This is a genomic window from bacterium, assembly GCA_035454885.1.
Lineage (GTDB): Bacteria > UBA10199 > UBA10199 > JACPAL01.
In genome coordinates, this window is the sequence record DATIGE010000045.1 from 1 (window position 1) to 19,540 (window position 19,540).

Sequence of the window (19,540 nt, forward strand, 5' to 3'; positions counted from 1 at the left end):
GCAACCGACTTCGCGACCCGGTCGTGCAGGGCGGGATCGAGGGGATCGGGAACGAGTTCCTTTTCGGGCGTGTGGCGGACGATCGCCTCGGCCGCCGCGATGTACATGGCGGTCGTCATCTTCCTCGCACGCGCCAGGACGGCGCCCTTGAGAATGCCGGGATAGCCGAGCAGGTTGTTCACGCGGCTGCCGTCGCTCGCGAAGCCGGCGCCGGCCTTGACCGCATCGGCGATGGAGATCTCGGGATACGGATTCGAGAGAGCGAGGATGATCTGGCCCTTCCGGACCATCGCCGGCTTGATGAGCCCCGCCTGGCCCGTGGTGGAGATGACGACGTCCGCCTTCTTCATGATCTCATCGACCGACGAAACGATCTCGCCGCCCATTTTTTGAAAGCGTTCGGCCGCCAGGGGATTCGGGTCCTCGCCGATGACCGGCTTTCCCGTGTAGGTCATGATGAGCCGCGCGATCGCCGAGCCCGCCGCTCCCAGGCCGATCTGGCCGGTGGTCGATTTCTTCAGGTCCTTCCCGACGATGCGGCAGGCGTTCAAGGCCGCGGCGAGCGAGACCACCGCCGTGCCGTGCTGGTCGTCGTGCATCACGGGGACGTCGAGCCTTTTCGTCAGCTCCTCCTCGATCTCGAAACAGTCGGGCGTCTGGATGTCCTCCAACTGAATGGCGCTGTAGGAAGACGCGATCGCACACACCGTCTCGATGAATTTCTTGGGTTCGAGGGTGTTGATCAGCACGGGCACCATGTTCATGCCCGAGAACTGCGCGAAGAGCGCCGCCTTGCCCTCCATGACCGGGAGCGACGCCACGGGCCCGATGTTGCCGAGGCCCAACACCCGGCTGCCGTTGGTGCAGATGGCCACGGTCATCCCGATGCCGGTGAACTCGTGCGCGGTCCCGGGGTCGGCATGGATCATCTTGCAGATCGCCGCCACGCCCGGCGTGTAGACCTTGCGAAGATCCTCGACCGACGTCACCGGGTGGCGAGGCGTGACCGCGATCTTGCCGCCCCGGTGAAGCTCCATCACGTCGTCGATGACCTCCTCCAGTTGCGTCTCCTTCACCGCCCGGACCGCAATAACGATCTTCTGGAGCTGCTCCTCGTCGTTGCAAATGACGCTGATGTCGCGGAGCGTGTGGAAGGTGCTCAAGGCCAGCGTCCGGATGTCGCCGATGTCGCCGCCCTGGGAGGCGATGGCGTGGATCACCTTGTCCAGAACGCCGATCTGCTGTTGGTTTTTGACCCGGAGGGTTTTGATGACCTTTTGTTTGTAGGACACGATGACCCTTCTAACAAATCAAAGACGAAATCGCACCCTCATTGGTGTTCAGACAATCTAACGACTCCCCGCTGCCAAGGCAATTTCTTCCAAAAAGAAACATTGTGAGAGTCTTTTTTATTCTCAATATTCAGTAAACATCATTTGTCGCAATTTCTAATATTATTGTTCTACAAACTTTAACATACCTTAATCACGCGATATTATTGATTGATTATTTCATACACTTAGGGTGTAAAGCCTAGCCAATCTAAGAGTTTGTGCCATTACGGGGCGAATCGCTGCCATTTTCACGCCATAAGGGGGGCTTATGAAACACACTGGATTTTTCCGAAAAGCATCCGGAGAAATAGGGTTCTTGAGTATTGCTGCTCTGATCGCCTTCATGGCCCCCGGTCGGGCCGAAGCGGCGGTCGCAGATCCCGTACCCGATACTTCCAGCCTGAGCTTTCCGGATACGGAAGTGTCCGTGACCTCGGCGGGCTTGACGGTCATCCTTTCCAAGGGAACCGGCTCGGCGGTGACCATCGGCACCACCACCATCACCGGTCCCAACGCCGCGAACTTCGCCGAGTCGGTCAACACCTGCAACGGGGCCACGCTCTCGGGAGCCGGCACTTGCATCATCACGGTCACCTTCACACCGAGCAGTTTTGGGGCCAAGACGGCGACATTGACTGTCCCGTCCGACGGACCGAGCACCCCCCTTCTGGTTTCTCTCAGCGGCACGGGTATCGGCTGCGGGGACGGGGCCACCCAGGCCGGTGAAGATTGCGACGACGGCAACACCGCGAACGGCGACTGCTGCGATTCCACTTGCCAGTTTGAGTCGCTCGGAAGCGCCTGTGACGACGGCAGTGCCTGCACGCCGACGGACGAATGCGACGGCGCCGGCGTCTGCGCCGGCAGCGGCACGACCTGCGGCGATGGAAGCCTGGACGGGGGATGCGGGGAGGAGTGCGACGACAGCAACACGAACTCGGGAGACGGCTGCAGCAGCATCTGCATCGACGAGTTCTGCGGCGACGGATCCATCAACGACAACCTCATCCCCGGCACCGAGGAATGCGACGACGGAGGGAGTAACAGCGACGTGAACCCGGACGCCTGCCGAACGAACTGCAAGAATCCATCTTGCGGCGATAATGTTGTGGATTCAGGCGAAGACTGCGACGACGGCAACCTCACCGATGGGGACGGCTGCGACGGCAACTGCACCACGACCGCCTGCGGCAACGGCATCGTCACCTCGGGCGAAGACTGCGACGACGGCAACCTCACCGACGGGGACGGCTGCGACAGCAATTGCACCGCGACCGCCTGCGGCAACGGTATCGCCACCTCGGGCGAGGCCTGCGACGACGGCAACCTCACCGACGGTGACGGCTGTTCCGCCGATTGCCTCTCCGACGAAAGCTGCGGAAACGGCATCATAGACAGCGTCGCCGGCGAAACCTGCGACGACGGCGATACAACGACGGGCGACGGCTGCTCGTCCGCCTGTGCCCAGGAGACCGGCTTTAACTGCACCGGCAGCCCTTCCGCCTGCACCAGCACCTGCGGGGACAATGTCTTGGCATCGGACGAGGGATGCGACGACGGCGATACAACGGCAGGCGACGGTTGCTCCTCCGCCTGCGCCCAGGAGACCGGCTTTAACTGCACCGGCAACCCTTCTACCTGCACCAGCACCTGCGGGGACAATGTCTTGGCATCGGACGAGGGATGCGACGACGGGAACACGGCGAGCGGCGACGGTTGCTCCTCCGCATGCACGGACGAGGTTCCAGGCTCGGTCTGCGGCAACGGCATCGTCGAAACCGGCGAGACCTGCGACGACGGCAACCTCACCGAGGGTGACGGCTGCGACGCATCTTGCCAGACGGAAGCGCCCGCCCTTCCCGTCTGCGGAAACGGCGTTCTGGAGGCCGGCGAAGAGTGTGATGACGGGGGCACCGTCGACGGCGACGGTTGCAGTGCCGCCTGCGTCGATGAAGTGCCCGGAGCGGAGTGCGGTAACGACATCGTCGAGACCGGCGAGGGATGCGACGACGGCAACCTCACCGATGGGGACGGCTGCTCGGCCACCTGCACCACCGAATCGAAAAAGGACGGCGGCGGCTGCAGCCTGATCCGTTGACATCAGAAGCTCTGCGTAGTTTCTTGAACAGGCGCCCCGCTTTGCTGGGCGCCTGTTCTCATTTCGGAGGCCAACGATGAAATTCAAAAAAGTCGACCACATCGGCATCGCCGTCCCCAACCTGGACGAGGCCGTCAAGACCTACACCGCCCTCCTGGGCCAGGCCCCCGATCACTTCGAGGAGGTCGCCGAGCAAAAGGCCAGGACCGCCTTTTTCGGCGTCGGAGAGACCAACCTGGAGCTTCTGCAATCCACGTCCCCGGACGGCCCGATCGGCAAGTACATCGAAAAGAACGGCGGGCGCGGCGGGCTTCACCACATCTGCATCCAGGTGGACGACATCGAGGCGGTGCTCAAGGCTTACAAGGCGGCAGGCGTCCAGTTGATCGACGAAAAACCGCGCATCGGCGCTCACGGCAAGAAAATCGCATTCGTCCATCCAAAATCCACCGGCGGGCTCTTGCTCGAACTGTCGCAACCCATCGATCGCTAGACAAACAAGAAAAGCCGCACACAGCCGAATACGTCTTGTTTCCGAAAACTTGGTTTGACTTTGATTGTTCGCCCCTTCTCCTATAAAATCGGGAAAATTCAATGAGGGGGAACCGAACGTGAAAATTCGATTTCTAACCGTCTTCTTCGGCGTGCTTTGCTTCAGCCTTCCCGCGCGGGCGGCCGAGTTCACCGTCGACACATTCTTCGACCTGGTCGATTCGTTTCCCGGGGACGGGGATTGCGGGGGTCCCTTGGGCCTTTGTTCGCTGCGGGGGGCCGTGATGGAGGCGAATGCCCTGGCCGGAACGGACGTCATCCACCTCCCTCAGGGAACTTACACTCTCTCCATCGCCTCCACCCCCGACGAGGACGCCGGCGCCGACGGGGATTTGGATGTCACCGAAGACGTAACGATTGCCGGCGAGGGATCCGCCGTGACGACGATCAACGGGAACGGCTCGGTCCTCCACGAACGGGTCATCCACGTCCTGCCCCCGACGTCGAACTTCACCCTCAGCGGGGTCGAGGTCCGGAACGGCGATGCCACGACCAACGGCGGCTCCTCGCAAGCCGGGGGCGGAATTCTAATTGACGGCAACATCGCAGCCACCTTGACCGATGTCGGCCTGAACGATAACAACGCGACAGCCGGGGGAGCCCTCCTGTCGGGCGGCCCCGTCACGGTGACCGACTCGTTCGTCCTGTCCAACACGACCGTGCAATCCCCTGCCGGGATCGCCGCCGCCCAAACCCTCAGCCTCGTCAACACCATCGTCGAAGGAAACGTGGGTGGCGGTCCCTTGGGAGGCGGCGTGGTCGGCGGCGGCGACGTCACCATCGAAGGCGGTTCGGTCAGCCATAACCGGCTGACGTCCGGCACCGGCGGAGGGGTCTTGAGGATCGGGGGAGGCGGCAATCTCCACCTGAGGGGTGTCGCCATCGAGGACAATCAAGCGGGCGGCGGGGCCGGCGTCACCTTTCAAGGAACGGCGACGATCGAGGACTGCGACATACGCGGCAACAGCGCCACGGGCACCTTGCAGGACGGGGGCGGCATCTTGGCTGCGTCGGGCAGCAGTCTGACCATGACGGTGGGGAGTGTCTCGGACAACTCCAGCACCCGGAACGGGGGCGCCATCTTCATGAACGGCCCCCTGAGTCTCACCGACGTCGTGTTGGACGGCAACACCGCCGCCAGTGGCGGTGGCGGTATCGCAAACGCCTCCACCGACGCGAACACGCTCACACACGTGACCCTTTCCAACAACGCGGCGGCCGTCGGCGGAGGAGGCGTCGCCGTTGCCGGGCCCTTGACCCTGACGGAAAGCACCGTGGCCGGGAACTCCTCCGCCAACTTCGGAGGCGGCATTTATGTCCTGGGCGTGGTGGCGGTCGAAATGACGCGCTCCACGATCCGCGACAATCAATCCGGGTCCCAGGGCGGCGGGGCCTTCTTGGCCGTCGACACCCTGGCGATCACCGACAGCACGATCTCCGGCAACAAGGCTTATTCGGGCATGGGCGGCGGCCTCCTCTTCTCCGGAACCAGCGCCACCCTGACCAACGTCACGGTCAGCGACAATCTCGCGGCCACGAACGGCGGCGGCGCCGGCGTTAACGGAGCGGTGGACGTCGTCAACTCCACCTTCTTCGGCAACGAGGCCGCCGTGAGCGGCGGCAACATCTTCAACGGCGGCGGTATCTCGACCCTTAAGAACACGATCCTGGCCTCGGCCGGCTCCGGCGGCAACTGCGGCGGGGCCATCACCTCCGGAGGGAATAACATCGACGACGCCAACACCTGCGCCTTCTCCGTCACCGGCGACCAACACGACACCGACCCGATGTTAGGCCCCCTGGCCGACAACGGCGGATTGACCTTCACGCACGCCCTCCTTGCGGGAAGCCCCGCGATCGACCGCGGGACCGATTCGGGCGCCCCCGACCACGACCAGCGCGGTTTCGCCCGGCCCGTGGACGGGGACGACGATGGGACGGCCGCGACCGACGTCGGCGCGGTGGAGTTCGACCATTGCGGCGACGGGGCCGTGGGACAAGGCGAGGAATGCGACGACGGGAACTCCGACAACGATGACACCTGCACCAACGCCTGCGCGAACGCCGTTTGCGGGGACGGCTTCGTGCAATCCGGCAATTCCGAGGCTTGCGACGATGGGAACACCGCCGCCGACGATGGCTGTTCGGACGCCTGCGCCGTGGAGAGCGGATTCACTTGCACCGGAGAGCCGAGCGTCTGCACCGCCTCGGGAGGCACGACCGGGGGCGGCGGTGGAGGTGGCGGCGGAGGCGGAGGCTGCAGCCTGATCCTTCCCTAACAAGGAGATGATATGAAGATGAACCTGTTTGTTCCCATGATCCTGGCCATTCTTCTGCCTGCCGCGGCTTCCGCGGCCACCTTCGCCGTCGACCGGACCGACGACAACGCCGCGGCGACCGCCTGCACCGCCGCCGCCAATGATTGCAGCCTCAGGGGAGCGGTCATCGCGGCGAACGCGGCCGCCGGCGACGACGTCATCACTCTTCCGGCGGGGACCTATACTCTCACGATCACGGGACTGAACGAGGATGCTGCCGCCACCGGCGACCTAGACATCCTAGGAAACACGACCCTCAACGGCGCCGGGGCGAAGACCACGATCATCGACGGCAATGGCACCGACCGTGTCCTTCACGTCGATCCTCCGGTCGCTGGCGGCGTCACCGTGGCTCTCTCGGGTCTCACGATCCAGAACGGCCATGCCGTGGGATCCACCACGGACGGAGGAGGCATCCTGAATCAAGGAACGCTGACTCTGACCAATTGCGCGCTCAGAAACAACGCGGCGGGCGCAAATGGTGATGGCGGAGGGATCTACGACGACGCCGGTCCCTTTATCGCCTGCGTGAATTCCACTATCAGCGGAAATTCGGCGCGGGACGGCGGGGGCATTCTCAGCCGGTCCGCGACCTATACGAACTGCACCGTCAGCGGAAACACCGCGAGCGAGTATGGCGGCGGGCTTGTCTTCTCACTGAGTCCGACACCCGATTCAGCGATCGTCAATTCGACCATCACCGGCAATAGCGCCGTCACCGTCGGGGGCGGCATCGACGCGTTCGGCAGCGGCGTGCTGACCGTCAAGAACTCGATCGTCAGCGATAACTCGCCTCAGAACTGCTCCGTCGCGGTCACGTCCGCCGGTCACAACATTGACAGCGGCGCCTCGTGTGCCTTCGCCGCGACCGGAGATCTATCCTCGACCGGTCCCCTGCTGGGGCCCCTTGAGAACAACGGCGGCCCCACGCTGACGCACGCCCTGCTGGAGGGCAGCCCCGCCATCGACGCGGGCACGGCGACGGGAGCGCCTTCCACCGATCAACGCGGCATCTCCCGTCCCGCGGACGGCAACGGCGACGGAACGGCGGCGGTCGATATCGGCGCCTTCGAAGTGGCCTGCGGCGACGGCGTGCTCCAAACCTTCGCCGGGGAAGACTGCGACGACGGGAACGCCGTCTCCGGCGACGGTTGTTCGGACGCCTGCGCGGTGGAAAGCGGCTTCACTTGCACCGGATCCCCTTCCACCTGCACGGCCACGGGAGGATCCACGGGAGGAACCACCGGAGGCTCAACCTCCGGCGGGGGCAGCGGGGGTTGCAGCCTGATCCCGACCAAATATTGACAAGCCGGTCCGCGCTTCGTAAGACCTCGCGCAATTCGGACTCATTCTTTTTTAAGGAGAAACTATGCCCGGCGTGCACCCGTCCAAGGCCCTCTTCGAGGGCGAAAAGCCCTTCCCGATCATCCCGTCCTGCGAGCACTTCGCGGGGTCGGAAAAGCTCATCACGAAGGCAATGGAACTGCAGAACACCAAGGGCGGCGTCTTCGACATCACCATGGACTGCGAGGACGGGGCGCCGACGGGGAAGGAAAAAGAGCACGCCGAGATGATCGTGGCGATGGCCAAGGGGCCGCTCAACAAGCACAAGATGGCGGGGGCCCGGATCCACGATTACACCAACAAGTATTGGAAGCAGGACGTCGACATCTTGGTCGGCGGCGCCGGGAACGAGCTCGCCTATGTCACGATCCCGAAGCCGACGGCGGCATCTCAGGTGAAGGAGATGATCGCCTACATCCAGGACGTTGCCAAAAAGAACGGGATCAAGCGCGAGATCCCCATTCACGTGTTGATCGAGACCCACGGCGCCTTGAAGGACGTCTGGCAGATCGCGGAGATGCCCTGGATGCAGGTCCTGGACTTCGGCCTGATGGACTTCGTCTCCGGCTATCACGGCGCGATCCCGGATTCGTGCATGCGATCCCCGGGCCAGTTCGAGCACAGGCTGATCGCCCGCGCCAAGGCCGAACTCTGCGCGGCGGCCCTCGCCAACGGCGTCATCCCCGCCCACAACGTCACATTGGACTTGAAGGACTTCGAGAAGACCAAGGCCGACGCCACCCGTGCCCGTAACGAGTTCGGGTTTCTCCGGATGTGGTCGATCTACCCCACGCAGATCGACGCCATCGTCCAGGCGATGACCCCGGACAACTCCAAGGTGGAGACGGGCTGCAAGATCCTCTTGGCCGCGCAGGAGGCCAACTGGGGCCCGATCCAGTTCGAGGGCGAGCTCCACGACCGCGCGACCTACCGGTATTATTGGGAGTTGATCCAAAGAATCCACGTCTCGGGGCAGAAGCTCCCCGAGGCCGCCGAGAAGGCTTTTTTCTCGTAAAACCCGCAACTCGCGTGTAGGACGGCCGAGAAAGAAGTGCGATGCTTCCACCGGCTTTCCAGAGTCATTTGGCCCAGTTGGCCTCCTTGGGCCAGCAGATGCATCGTTTGGCCTTGGGACCCGATCTTGACGCCGCCGTCACCGCGGCCCGCGAGGCCCTGTCCCTCCTGAGGGACGAATCGATCCTTTCGGCCCGCCCGGAAATCCCTCTGTCGGTCCGGAAGATCGAACAACGGCTCCGGGAGGAAAATGCCGACAATCTCCGGACCGCGCTTCGGGAACTGACGCAGCTCATCCAATCTCTGGGCCCTTCGTCCAAACCGTTTCTCGTCCTCATCCAAAACGCGCCCGATCAAAAGGGCGGGCGCGTCCGGCAGGCGGCGCTGGCGCCCGCCGGCGATCTCCGAAAGACCTCCCTGGAAAGCGCCCTCGCCCTTCACTGGGACCGGGGCGAGCATGGCAAGGCGCGTGATTTGCTGGACCGGATCATCCAATCCGCACGGAACGGGGACACGGCGTGCCTCACCGAATTGGGTTCTTTGGCAGTCTCCGGCCACCGGACGATCTCCGTCAACATTCCGCTCCTGGCCGACCTTCTCGAGGCCTCGGGCTGGCATGAATACACCCTCAAGTTGATCGACTCCAAGCGCCCTCTCCTGATTCCCGGACTCAAGGGAACGCCCGTCAACCCGAACCTCCTCATGCGCCTCTTGGACCAGCCGCCCCCCGTTCCGGAGTCCGTGAACGCCCTGGTCTCGGTCCTCAAGAAGAGGGCGGACAAGGACGCCTGGGGCCTCAGAGGCCATGCGGCGCGGGGCTTGTTCTCCCTCACGACGCCGCTGCGCGGGGAGGTCTTGCCCGTTTTCGATTACTGGAAGGCCATGATCAACGCCTGGCCCGTCCGCCTTCCCAAAATCAATCCCTCCCGTTTCGGCCCGGCCCGTTGGGATCTCTTCGAGGAACATCTCCGAACGGCCTTCGGCGTCGTGGAGAACCGGCAGCAACCGCTCGCGCTCCGGCGCGAGGCCCTGACCGCCGTCTGGAGCGGCTATGGAGGAGGCCCCGAGTCCGCGCCCAAGGCGCTCTGGATCGTCGCCTATTTCCGCACGCGCCAGATCTTGGAGGGGGAACCGGGCTTGGAGACGCCGTCGACGACGGAGGCCATGCAGGACCTCCGGAACTCCGGTGAATTTTCGGCGAACGAAACCGCGCCCGTCTCCGAAGGCCCCGCCGAGGAACCCCTGCGCCTCCTGCGCCAGTTGGCCGTCCTCGCGGCTGAACTGGGTGTGAGCGAAAACAAGGCAAGGCCGCGCCCCCCCTACCTGCGCGTCGTCGCCTCCGGGTCCTTCGGAACGGCAGGGGCGCAGGAGCCCGCAGAAAACCTCCGCCGCCTGACGGCCCTCGCACAAAGGCTGGGCACATACGGCGTCCTCCTCGACGCGCCCTTCGTCTCCGACCTGATGCGGGCGGCCGTGCGCTCCTTGATCGCCGTCCCCGGCTCGGGCCTGACGGTCGCCTCCGAACCCGTCGCCTCGTTCCGGAAGAGCCTCTACGCCCTGCACCCGGCCGCCGCCGTTTCCGGCTGGCTCGATGAGACGGGCTCCCCATGGCCGTCTCAAGACCTGCCCCGGGGCCACCAACTGGAGGGGGTTCTGGCCCTCCTCCGCTGGATCCGGGACCGTGAAAAGGAGCCGGAAGAGATCAAGAGGGACAGCGCGCGGCGGTATTGGGACCTCCACGAACGCCTCACCGGCCGGCGTTGGACGGCCGTCCAACCGCGTCCTCTGGAGTGGTGGAATCGTCACCTCGCCCGAGACCTGCCCGCGGCCCTCGCCAGCCAGGAGCGTGAGGCCCGCGAGGCCGGAACCCCGCGCGGCTGGGCCGTCTACGCGCGCAACCATCCCGAGGTCATGAGCGATCTCCAGGCCCTCGCCCGATCGCCGTTCCCGGGTACGAGCTCCCTGGCGGAACAGATCCTGCGCGTCCTTTCACTCCGTCCCGCTTCATGAAACTCCTGGCCCGCCTGACGACGGCCTTTCCCCTGTGGGTCGCGTCGGCAAGCCTCGTCGCGCTTTGGCATCCGGCCCTTTTCACCTGGTTTACGGGTCCCCTCCTTTCGATCGGCTTGGGCATCATCATGTTGGGCATGGGTCTCACGCTCGCGGCGGATGATTTTTCGGAGGTCTTGAAACATCCGGGACGGACGCTCACGGGCGTCGTCCTGCAGTATACGATCATGCCCACCCTCGGGTGGTCCATCGCCTCGCTCTTCGGCCTGCCCGCTCCCTTCGCCGTCGGACTGATCCTGGTCGCCTGCTGTCCGGGCGGAACGGCCTCGAACGTCGTTTCGTACATCGCGCGCGCGGACGTGGCCCTCTCGGTGACGATGACCTCGATCACGACCCTCATGGCCGTCGTGATGACGCCCGCCTTGACCGCCTGGCTCGCGGGAAGCCGCGTGGACGTCCCCGCAGCGGGCCTCTTTTGGAGCACGATCCAGGTGGTCATCCTGCCGGTGGCCGCCGGCGTCCTCCTGCGGCGCTTTCTGCCCGCATGCACGGCACGGATCGTCCCCGCGGCTCCCTTGATCGCCGTGGTCTTCATCACCTTGATCGTCGCGAGCATCATCGGGGCGGGGCGTGAGGCGATTCTCAAGGCGGGAATCCGCCTCGTCGGGGCCGTCTTTTCGCTCCACGCGGGGGGATTTCTCTTGGGCTACCTGGGGAGCCTCCTCATCGGGCGTCACGAGATCACCGCGCGGACGATCTCGATCGAGGTCGGCATGCAAAACTCCGGGCTGGGCGTCGTCCTGGCCCGCCAGAACTTCGTCGACCCCTTGACCGCGATCCCCTCGGCGATCTCCAGCCTCTTCCACTCGGTCATTGCCAGCGCCCTGGCCGGAATATGGAGATGGGTCACACCGGACCCAAGGGCGTCAAAAAAATCTGTGGATAAGTCCTAAATCCAGCCCGTCCGGCCTGTGGATAAGTCCGCAAGTTCTCGAGATGAGTCGCACGCAATTTCTGGCATGCGGGATGCATTTTCTAAGGCTTCAATAGGAGGTCCCCATGACAGCCATGCCCGCCGAAAAATGGCCGGACTTGGATCCGGAGACCGAAGAGAAGATCAGGCTCGATCTCCTCATCCTGACGGTCGCCTACTACCGGGAACTCGTGGGCGAGTATCCGATGACCATGGTCTATCGCCACCTCCTCGAGGAGGCCCAAGGCGAGCTGACGGAGGCGGAAAAGAGGCATCATTTGCATGCGACGATCTAGCTGGTCTCGGTTGACACGCCGCGTGCGCCGCGGTTAGAAGCGCGGGGTGAATAAAGCCCTCGAAGCGGCCAAGACGATCGTTGCGGTGGCGGGACGCCATCTCGCGCAGCGCGCGAAGGACGATAAGGACCCGAAGGAGATCTCCACCGCCAAGCTCGACGTCTTCCAGACCGCCGCCTACGACCTGGCGTGGATGGCCTCCGAGGTCTACGCGGCCGAGCAGCTTGCCGCCTACGCCGCCAAGAATCCCGGCGAGGTCGAAAGGGCCTTGGCGGAAATCTTCACCGCCGAAACCGTCACGAGCATCTCGCAAAAACTCAGCTACCGCTTCCATGAATTCGGCGTCGACGAGCCCAAACTCCGCGAGACCATCTGGAATATCGAACTCACCAAGGACGTCGAAAAGGTCCTCACGTCGGAAAACTACACGCGCGTTGCGAAGCTCATTAGTGAGAAGGGCGGAGGAACCTTCGCCCTCGACGACCAGCATCAGATGTTCCGTGACACCTTCAGGAAGTTCGCGGAGGACAATGTCGCCCCGGTGGCCGAAAAGGTGCACCGCCATGACCTGCTCATCCCGCAGGACATCCTGAAGGGCCTGATCGAGTTGGGATGCTTCGGGCTCTCGATCCCCCAAAAGTTCGGCGGATTTCAGGACGACGCCAAGCCCGACAACACGAGCATGGCCGTTGTTACGGAAGAACTATCGCGAGGTTCCTTGGGCGTCGCGGGGAGCCTCATCACGCGACCCGAGATCCTTTCGAAGGCGATCCTCAAGGGCGGCACCGAGGAACAGAAGGCCAAGTGGCTCCCCTTGCTCGCCACCGGCGAGAAGATGGCGGCCGTGGCGGCGACCGAGCCCGACTACGGCAGCGACGTCGCCGGCATGAAGGTGACCGCAGCGCGCAAGGATCTCAACGGCAAGAAGGGATGGGTTATCAACGGCGTGAAGACCTGGTGCACGTTCGCCGGCTTCGCCGATTCGCTCATGGTCCTCTGCCGCACCGACCCCGACATGTCCAAGAAGCATCGCGGGATGTCGATCCTCATCGCCGAAAAGCCGCGCTTCGAGGGCCACGAATTCAAATACGACCAGCCGACGGACCAAGGCGGGGGCCACATCGAGGGCAAGGCCATCCCGACCATCGGTTACCGCGGCATGCACTCCTACGAGGTCGCCTTCGAAAATTACTGGGTGCCGGAGGAGAACCTGATCGGCGGCGAGGCGGGCCTGGGCAAGGGCTTCTACCTCCAAATGGAGGGCTTCGCCGGCGGACGGCTCCAGACGGCGGCCCGCGCCTTGGGCGTCATGCAGGCGGCCTTCGAGGCGGCCCTCCGTTACTCGGGCGAACGGAAGGTCTTCAACAAGCCCATCCTCGATTATCAGATCACGCAATGGAAGCTCGTCCGGATGGCCGCCCTGATCCAGGCCGCCCGCCAGGCGACGTATCACGCCTGCCGGTTGATGGACGAGCACAAGGGCCAGATGGAGGCGTCGTTGGTGAAGTTCTACGCCTCCAAGATCAGCGAATGGGTGACCCGCGAGGCCCTGCAGATCCACGGCGGCTACGGCTACGCGGAGGAGTACGCGGTCAGCCGGTACTTCGTCGACGCGCGCGTGTTCTCCATCTTCGAGGGGGCGGAAGAAGTCCTGGCGCTTCGGGTGATCGCGCCAACGCTGCTCAAACAATATCTGTAGGGGCGAACCTCGTGTTCGCCCGAAACACCCCGTATTCACCCGGATACGAAACCCCCTGTTCTAACTTTTAAAAAATTGCCACCCCCCATCGCCATGGTGTAAAGTCACCGAAAATCAAAACTTGGAGGGGGGACCTTATGGCGATCAAGAAATCGAGAAGTCTCATACTGGCCGGCGGGATTGCAGGGTTGCTGTATGCCGCGCCGGCCATGGCGGCCAACATCTGCGTGGACAGCACGGCCTTCACGGGAGGTGCGCCGGGGCAATGCGCGGCGACATGTGACGGGAGCAACGACTGCGATATCCGGGACGCGGTCGCGAAGGCCGATCTGGACAACACGCCCGATACCATCATCTTCGACCCGGCCATATTCCCTGCCGGCGGCGGAACAACAATCACGACGACCTCATCAATCTTCTTGTCCTCGCCGGTCACGATTCAGGGGCCGGGGGCCGATTCTCTGATCGTTGATAATAACGGGAACGGCGACAACGTTTTTGAGATCGACCACGGGGCCTTCGTATCCCCTGCGGGCCCCCACACCATCTCAGGCCTCACGGCCACGGGAGGAGACAGGGGGGTTCGCGCCATCCATTTTGAAGCGGATGTGATCCTCGACTCCTTGGTGATCGAGGGCAACGGCTCGGTGATCACCGGCGGCGGCGTCTGGAACCAAAATTCCGCCGGTGCCACCCCCAAGGTCAGGATTCAAAATTGCGTGATCGCGAACAACACGGTGAGCGACGAAGGCGGCGGCGTGGACACGGAAGGCGCGGCGGCCACGGAAATCACGAACAGCCTGATCATCGGGAATTCGGCGACGGCCGGCAATGGAAACGGCGGCGGGGTCGCCGTCATCGCGGGAGCGACGACGACCATTACGGACAGCGTCATTAGCGGAAACGACGCCGACAACAACGGGGGAGGAATCTACCTGGATGCCGGAAGCAGCGTGACCGTCACGGATTCCGTAATCTCGGAAAATACGGTCGCCAATTTCGACGGCGGCGGCATCATGGTTTTCAATGACAACGCCTCGGTGACAACGTCCGCAACGATTACCGGGACTTCAATTGTCAGGAATTCTGCGAACTCCAGGGGTGGCGGGATCGAGGCAGACGGGACAACGACGAACGATGTGACCAAGACGGCGCTCAGCGTCACCAACAGCACGATTTCTGGAAATGAGACCGTGACCAGCGATGGAGGAGGAATCGATGGACTTGAGGCGACGATCACGGTCACCGGAACTACGATCGACGGAAATCGCGCCGACACTGACGGCGGAGGGATCAATAGCGAGGATGGCGGCGATCTCACCGTCACCTATTCTACCCTTTCCAATAACGCGGCGGGATCCGACGGCGGAGGCATCAAGAATGACGACGCACTTTCCTCGGTCAACGTGACGAATTCCACCATCAGCAGCAATAGCGCGGATAACGACGGGGGCGGGATCTCCAACGACAACAATACAGACAATACGGTCACCCTCATCAACGTAACAATTACGGAAAATCGCGCCGACGCCAATTTTGGCGGAGGGGGCATGGGGGGCGGCATCGAGCAGGAATCCGGCGCAGGGGCATTTACGATCACCAATTCTATCATCGCCAATAACTTCAACAGCAGCTCCACGAGCACGATTTCGCCGGATTGCAGCACCTCCGGCACGAATGTGACCTCCGGCGGCAACAATCTGATCGGATCCGATGCGGGGTGCGCCGATGAGACCTTCGACACCTCCTTGAACGACCAAGTCGGCTCGGCGGGCTCGGAGATCCCCCCCCTCTTGGGCCCCCTGACTCCTGCCAACGGCGGAGACCCGGCCAATGGACTGGCGACGGGGATCCATGAGCCATTGGCCGGGAGCCCCGCCATCGACGGCGTTGATGCCACGGTTGCCACCGCGCCGGCCGATGACCAACGAGGCGTCGCCCGTCCGATCGACGGCGATGCCAGCGGCACGGCGGAAGCCGATATCGGATCGGTTGAAGCGGGATGCGGGGACGGCGTGGTGAACCTCGGCGAGGTCTGTGACGACGGGGGCGAATCGGCCGCCTGCAACGCCAACTGCACGACCTCGGCCTGCGGCGACACCGTTATCAATGCCTCGGCCGGCGAGACCTGCGACGACGGGAATACGACGGCCGGTGACGGCTGTAGCGCTACGTGCGATACGGAGAGCGATACCGATGGCGACGGCGCCGTGGACGTGGCGGACAACTGCCCGAATGTCGCGAACGCGGACCAAGCGGATGCCGACAGTGACGGCATTGGAGATGCCTGTGACGTCGGCGGAACCGGAGGGGCCCTGGGCGATGACGACGGCGACGGCGTTTCCAACAACGTCGACAACTGCCCGAATGTCGCTAACGCCGACCAAGAGGACACGGATACGGACGGCATCGGCGACGCCTGCGACTGCAACGGCGGCGATTGCACCGGCGGCGGCGGTTGCAGCCTGATCCGATAATAAACCGTGTCGGAGCGGGGTGACCCCTCCCCTACAACAAGAAGACACCAAAGCGGCCTCCCCTCGAGAGGGGAGGCCGTTTTGCGTATTCATCTGCATAGGGAACGAATCCTCCAGCTTTAAATCCCGGACGGACGCCGTATTCGTTTGTCATCACAGATTTCCCATCGCCAAGAAAAGCGCTGCACGCCGCCCGTTCAGAGGTGTAAACTGCCGAAAAAACGGGGGCTCTATGAATCGACATGCGGTTTTCGCCCTTTCCGCCCTTTGTCTGTCGTCGGGTTTTTCCCTGTCTCGCGCGGCGACCGCGGCCACGATCACCGTCAATACGACGGACGACGAGCAGAACGCCGACAGCGACTGCTCGCTGCGCGAGGCGATCATCGCCGCCAACACCAATGCCGTCGTCGACGCCTGCGCCAAAGGCGACTCGGGCGCCGATTCGATCGTTGTTCCGGCGGGTTCCTACCTCCTCTCCCGGACGGGAACCGGCGAAAACGCGGCGAATACGGGGGATCTCGACATCACCGAAGACCTCACGATCACCGGGGCCGGGGCCTCGACGACGATCATCGAGGGCGGCGCCGGCACCGTCACCACACCGGACCGGGTCTTTCACGTCCTCGGCGGTAACGTGACGTTTCAGGACCTCACGATCCGCAGGGGCGACGCGGGCGCCGGAGACGGCGGAGGGATCGGCAACGAAGGTCCGGGGTCCCTCACCCTCGAACGATGCAACGTCTTCGACAATCTGGCGGCGTCGGGAGGCGGACTCTCAAACATAATGGCCTCAGCGACATTAACCGTCACCGACAGCCAGATCAGAGGCAACCGCTCCTCCACATCCGGTGGAGGCATCGAAACGGCCAGTGCGACCAATCTGATGAGCGGATCGACCCTTTCCAGCAACCAGGCAGTTTCCGGCTTCGGCGGAGGGATGCATTGTTCCGATAGCGGGGCCGGATCGAGGACGACGGTTACCGGCAGCACCATCTCGGGAAATCAAGCCTCCGTCAACGGCGGGGGCCTCTACAGTTCGGCCGAAACCGCCGAGATCATGAATTCGACGGTCTCGGAAAACCTTGCTGCGAATGTCGGGGGAGGTGTCAGCGTCTCCGCCAAAACCGTCGCCCTGACGGGGTCCGCCTTTTTAGGCAACCTCGCCGCCAACGGACCCGGCGGCGGATTCGTGGGAAGCGCCAGCTTGGCCGGAACCTCTCTTTCCATCACCGATTGCTCGTTCGAAGGAAACTCCGCCATGTTTACGGGAGGTGGAGGGACCACCATCGCGGAAACCGTGACGATAACGGGCTCAACGTTCCAAGACAACATCGCCGGAACCGACGGAGGCGGCTTCATGTCTTCGGCCGCGAACGGCGCCACCATCGATGTCGTCAACAGCACGTTTGCAGGCAACACGGGGCTTGAGTACGGGGGAGGCATCTTCATAAGCTCCGAAGATGCCTCTTTCACGAATGTCACCCTCTTTGATAATTTCTCCGACAGTCTCTTCGGTGACGCCGGCGGAATCTACTTTGACGGCATCCATGAGGCAACTCTTCGGAACACGATTATCGCCGGTAACTTGGGTGGTAACTGCGGGGGAGGAGGGACATTTACTTCCTTGGGGCATAACATCGAGAGCGCCAACGACTGTAGCCTGGCTCCCGGGGAGTGGATCAACACGGATCCCCTTCTCTCCATTCTTCAGGACAACGGCGGCGCGACATTGACCTTGGCTCCCCTGCCTGGAAGTCCCGCCATCGACGGCGGCGACGATACCGGCTGTCCCCCCGCCGACCAGCGCGGCATCCCCCGTCCCTTGGACGGAGACGAGGACGGGATGGCCGCCTGCGACATCGGGGCCGTCGAGTTCAGTCATTGTGGGGACGGTTTCGCCGACGCGCATGAGCGAGAGGAATGCGACGACGGCAATTCCGATGATACGGATGCCTGCACGAACACCTGTACAAATGCGGTCTGCGGCGATGGATTCGTCGAGGCCGGCGTCGAGCAGTGCGATGATGGCAATACCGTCGATGCTGACGGCTGCAGCGCGACGTGCACAACCGAAGAGGGAGGAACCACTGGAGGCACCACAGGGGGGACTGCCACCGGCGGCACTAGTGGTGAAGATGGCGGAGGCGGCGGATGCAGCTTGGTCCGATGACTCCGTCTTCGAACGGATTGACAACCTGCGCCCTTCCCTGCGAAAAGCTTCGCTCCGAAAGGCGGAGGTCACCATGTCCGAACTCAAGGTCCCGGCCACCAAACAGACCGAAAAATCCAAGGAGGCCCCTGTCGACCTCGCGAAGGCCAGATACCCCCAATACGGCCGGGTCCTCGAGGACTTCGCCGAGGGCGAGGTCTTCTGCCACCCGCGCGGGTTGACCATCGACCGGGCCTTCGCCGTCGAGTTTGCCACCAACTTCATGGAGACGAACCCGCTTTATTTGAACGCGGAGTTCGCCAAGTCACACGGCTTTAGGGACCTGGCCGTCTCCCCCCTCATGGCGATGAATGTCGCCCTCTCCCTGGGCGTCCAGAACGACTCCGAGAAGGCCATCGCGAACCTGGGTTATTACGACGTCCACTTCCTGAAGACGGTCTATCCGGGCGACACCCTCCGCGCGCTCACCAAAGTCCTGAAGCGCCAGGAAAAGGGCGAAGGAAAGCCGGGCATCGTGACGATCCGCACGATCGCTTTGAATCAAAAAGACGAACTCGTGCTCCAATACGACCGCAAGATCATGGTGGCCCCTGCCGGCAAGAAGAGCGACCCCTCGACGACCTCGGGGCAGCCGTTTCCGGAGGTAAAGAACGTCACCGACATCGTCCTCAACATCCCGCAGGCCTTCGGCAAGTACCCGGCCAATCTGACGGGCACGCGGTCCTACTTCGAGGACTTCGCCGTCGGCGACATTATCGTCCACGCCAACGGCCGGACCATGACCCAGGAGCACATCCCGTGGACCTACCGCGTGATGAACACGCACCCCCTCCACTACGACCGCCTCTACTCGACGGGCCGGACGGGACCGATGAGCGGCGAGCCCATCATCTATGGGGGACTCGTCTTCGCGTGGCTCGCGGGACTCGCCTCGCGGGACGTGAGCGAGAACGCGATCTGGGACCTGGGATACACCGAGGGCTACCACACGCAGCCGGCCTATGCGGGCGAGACGGTCTATGCGATCACGAGGATCCTCGCCAAGGACGAGGGGCCAGCCGGGACGAACGCCGGGATCGTGACGATGCAGTTGATCGGGATCAAGAATATCCGCCCGAAAGAAGCGTTGGAAAAATTCGGCGCCGATCTCTTCGTGAAGGAAAACGACAAGAAGGATTTGGGGAAGGAGAAGATCCCCGAGAAGATCTTCGAGATCGAGCGTCGGCTCTTGATCAAGAAGCGGCCCTCTTGATTT

General features: G+C 63.3%; 13 protein-coding genes. 12 read left to right on the forward strand and 1 reads right to left on the reverse strand.

Annotated elements, in window-relative coordinates:
* Window positions 1-1,292 (reverse strand): malic enzyme-like NAD(P)-binding protein (locus tag VLJ37_08105; GenBank protein HSA59632.1); only part of this gene is annotated, 1,292 nt, incomplete at its 3' end.
* A gap of 358 nt (window positions 1,293-1,650) precedes the next feature.
* Here VLJ37_08105 and VLJ37_08110 point away from each other — a divergent pair.
* From VLJ37_08110 to VLJ37_08165, 12 genes are all read left to right on the forward strand, one after another.
* Entirely contained in the window at window positions 1,651-3,432 is a 1,782-nt protein-coding gene (locus VLJ37_08110) for a DUF4215 domain-containing protein (GenBank protein ID HSA59633.1), read from the forward strand.
* 76 nt (window positions 3,433-3,508) lie between these two features.
* Window positions 3,509-3,925, forward strand: coding sequence for a methylmalonyl-CoA epimerase (gene mce / locus VLJ37_08115; protein HSA59634.1), 417 nt, complete (start codon window positions 3,509-3,511; stop codon window positions 3,923-3,925).
* 118 nt (window positions 3,926-4,043) lie between these two features.
* Window positions 4,044-6,263, forward strand: a complete 2,220-nt coding sequence (locus tag VLJ37_08120; protein HSA59635.1) for a choice-of-anchor Q domain-containing protein — start codon at window positions 4,044-4,046, stop codon at window positions 6,261-6,263.
* A 12-nt stretch (window positions 6,264-6,275) separates the two neighbouring features.
* Window positions 6,276-7,607 carry a choice-of-anchor Q domain-containing protein gene (locus VLJ37_08125; protein HSA59636.1) on the forward strand — a complete coding sequence of 444 codons (1,332 nt, stop codon included), beginning with the start codon at window positions 6,276-6,278 and terminating at the stop codon, window positions 7,605-7,607.
* 64 nt (window positions 7,608-7,671) lie between these two features.
* Window positions 7,672-8,661, forward strand: a complete 990-nt coding sequence (locus tag VLJ37_08130; GenBank protein HSA59637.1) for an aldolase/citrate lyase family protein — start codon at window positions 7,672-7,674, stop codon at window positions 8,659-8,661.
* Window positions 8,662-8,702: 41 nt separating this feature from the next.
* Window positions 8,703-10,670 carry a hypothetical protein gene (locus tag VLJ37_08135; GenBank protein HSA59638.1) on the forward strand — a complete coding sequence of 656 codons (1,968 nt, stop codon included), beginning with the start codon at window positions 8,703-8,705 and terminating at the stop codon, window positions 10,668-10,670.
* Window positions 10,667-11,623, forward strand: a complete 957-nt coding sequence (locus VLJ37_08140; GenBank protein ID HSA59639.1) for a bile acid:sodium symporter family protein — start codon at window positions 10,667-10,669, stop codon at window positions 11,621-11,623. Before VLJ37_08135 ends, VLJ37_08140 begins: the two co-directional genes overlap by 4 nt.
* A gap of 106 nt (window positions 11,624-11,729) precedes the next feature.
* Entirely contained in the window at window positions 11,730-11,939 is a 210-nt protein-coding gene (locus VLJ37_08145) for a hypothetical protein (protein ID HSA59640.1), read from the forward strand.
* A gap of 76 nt (window positions 11,940-12,015) precedes the next feature.
* Window positions 12,016-13,638: an acyl-CoA dehydrogenase family protein gene (locus VLJ37_08150; GenBank protein HSA59641.1), complete on the forward strand. Its 1,623-nt coding sequence runs from the start codon at window positions 12,016-12,018 to the stop codon at window positions 13,636-13,638.
* A 137-nt stretch (window positions 13,639-13,775) separates the two neighbouring features.
* On the forward strand, window positions 13,776-16,115 hold the full coding sequence (locus VLJ37_08155) for a thrombospondin type 3 repeat-containing protein (GenBank protein HSA59642.1): 2,340 nt from the start codon (window positions 13,776-13,778) through the stop codon (window positions 16,113-16,115).
* A gap of 232 nt (window positions 16,116-16,347) precedes the next feature.
* Window positions 16,348-18,285 (forward strand): choice-of-anchor Q domain-containing protein, encoded by a 1,938-nt coding sequence (locus VLJ37_08160; GenBank protein ID HSA59643.1) that lies wholly within the window; start codon window positions 16,348-16,350, stop codon window positions 18,283-18,285.
* Window positions 18,286-18,358: 73 nt separating this feature from the next.
* Window positions 18,359-19,537: a MaoC family dehydratase gene (locus VLJ37_08165; GenBank protein HSA59644.1), complete on the forward strand. Its 1,179-nt coding sequence runs from the start codon at window positions 18,359-18,361 to the stop codon at window positions 19,535-19,537.
* Window positions 19,538-19,540 lie beyond the last annotated feature (3 nt).